General features: G+C 68.0%; 2 protein-coding genes. Both read left to right on the forward strand.

Annotated features, from left to right (window positions below; translation table 11 throughout):
- The coding region (locus tag VDP82_RS17430) for an alpha/beta hydrolase (protein WP_323016084.1) at positions 1 to 1,397 on the forward strand (1,397 nt) is incomplete at its 5' end.
- Positions 1,394 to 1,840, forward strand: coding sequence for a nucleoside deaminase (locus VDP82_RS17435; protein ID WP_416347141.1), 447 nt, complete (start codon positions 1,394 to 1,396; stop codon positions 1,838 to 1,840). The genes VDP82_RS17430 and VDP82_RS17435, both read left to right, overlap by 4 nt.
- The last annotated feature ends 271 nt before the right edge of the window (positions 1,841 to 2,111 follow it).

A 2,111-nucleotide genomic window follows, 5' to 3' on the forward strand; every position in this document is an offset into this window, starting at 1 on the left:
CGCTCAGCTACACCCTGGTCTGGCAGAATTCGGTGCGCTCGGTCATGGGCATGGCGCTGGCCGACAATGCCCAGCCTTTGCTCATCGCCCTCGTCGCCATCGGCCCGGCGCTGCTGCTCATCCTTCTGGGCAAGCTGGTGGTCATGGCCATCCATCTGGTCTGGCGCTGGCTGGAAAAACTGCCCTATGTGCCGCGCCGCGTGGCGCTGGCCGCCAGCATTCTCATCGTCGGCATATTGGGCGGCGTGCTGGTCGATGGCGTCTTGCTGCGCGCCGCCCTGCGCGCCGCCGACGGCTTTTACGAGCGGCTGGACGAGCTGGTGCCCCAGGACGATCCGGCGCCCGCCCGTCCCGAACAGACCGGCAGCATCGCCTCCCTCATCCCCTGGAACAGCATCGGGCGCGATGCCCGCGTCTACGTCACCTCCGGCCCCGATGCGGCGGCGATCACAGCCATGACCCATAAGCCGGCCATTGATCCCCTGCGCATCTATGTCGGCCTGCGCTCGGCCCCCACGCTGGAGGCGCGGGTGGCCCTGGCCCTGGCCGAGATGGACCGGGTCGGGGCATTCGACCGCTCGGTGCTGGTGCTGGCCATGCCGGTGGGCACCGGCTGGGTCGATCCGGCGGCCATGGACACGCTCGAATATCTCCATGGCGGGGACGTCGCCAGCGTCGCCATCCAATATTCCTATCTCACCAGCTGGCTATCGCTGGTGGTCGAGCCCGATCACGGCATCAACACCGCCCAGGCCCTGTTCGAGGCCGTCTATGAGCGCTGGACCGCCATGCCGCCCAGCGCCCGTCCGCGCCTTTACCTGAATGGTCTCAGCCAGGGCGCTTTGGTCTCTCAAGCCTCCAGCCAGCCCTTCGACATATTGGCCGATCCCTATCAGGGCGCGCTCTGGGCCGGTCCGCCCTTTTCCAGCAGCGTGTGGCGCTTTGCCACCAATAGCCGCCACCCCGATTCGCCCCAGTGGCTGCCCCGTTTCGGCAATCAGCGCTCCATCCGCTTTGCCGATCAGCATGGCGTTCTGGATGGCGGCGGGGCCGCATGGGGCCCGTTGCGCATCGTCTTTTTGCAATATGCCAGCGATCCCATCGTCTTCTTCCAGCCCGAGGCGCTCTATCGCGAGCCCGACTGGATGCGCGAGCCGCGCGGCTTCGACGTGTCCCCCGCGCTGACCTGGTATCCGGTGGTCACCTTCCTGCAACTGGCGCTGGATATGGCGCTGGCGCAAACCTCGCCCATCGGTTACGGCCATGTCTACGCGCCCGCCCACTATATCGATGCCTGGCTGGCCGTCACCGACCCGCCGGGCTGGACCCCGGACCAGATCGCCGCCCTCAAGGCGGCTATCGATCCTCACGATTATCTGCCGGATTGGGCCAAATGAGCATGACCCCGATGGACCTCGCCCTTGGTCTTGCCGAAGAGGCCGCTGCGCGGGGCGAAGCCCCGGTGGGCGCGGTGATCGTGTGCGAGGGGCAGGTGCTGGCCGCCGAGCAGAACCGCATGCAGGCCCTGCGCGATCCCACCGCCCATGCCGAAATGCTCGCCATCCGCGCCGCGCTGGCCGCGCGCGGCACCGGACGGCTCGATGGCTGCGATCTCTATGTCACGCTCGAACCCTGCGCCATGGGCGCCGGCGCCCTCGCCCATGCCCGCCTGCGCCGCGTTTATTTCGCCGCCGACGATCCCAAGGCCGGCGCCGTGGAAAACGGCATCCGCCTTTTCGACCAGCCCACCTGCCACCACCACCCCGAAATCATCTCCGGCCTCGGCGCCTCCCGGTCCGAAGCGCTGCTACGGGATTTTTTCAGGGGCTTGCGAGGGTAGGGTCCGCCGGCGAGAGGAAAAAGGGACCGCGCTGGCCGGGGGACCACCGTGCCCCACACGCACCCCCTCCCAGCCTCCCCCATCAAGGGGGAGGTGCCCTTCTGTGGTTGGGGCACCATGCTGCCAAAAACGCAGGCCCACACCTCCCCCTTGATGGGGGAGGCTGGGAGGGGGTGTGGGAAGCCCCGATGCTGGCTCGGGGCCGGCTCCGTGGTGATAGGGGACGGTGGCTGAGGCAGTATGTGCCCCACACCTGTACGTGCGGCCTTGG

The organism is Devosia sp., assembly GCF_034675085.1.
Taxonomy (GTDB): domain Bacteria; phylum Pseudomonadota; class Alphaproteobacteria; order Rhizobiales; family Devosiaceae; genus Devosia.

Coding starts and splice junctions, on each gene's coding strand:
- VDP82_RS17435 (WP_416347141.1), top strand. CDS start 1,394: ATGAGCATGACCCCGATGGACCTCGCCCTTGGTCTTGCCGAAGAGGCC.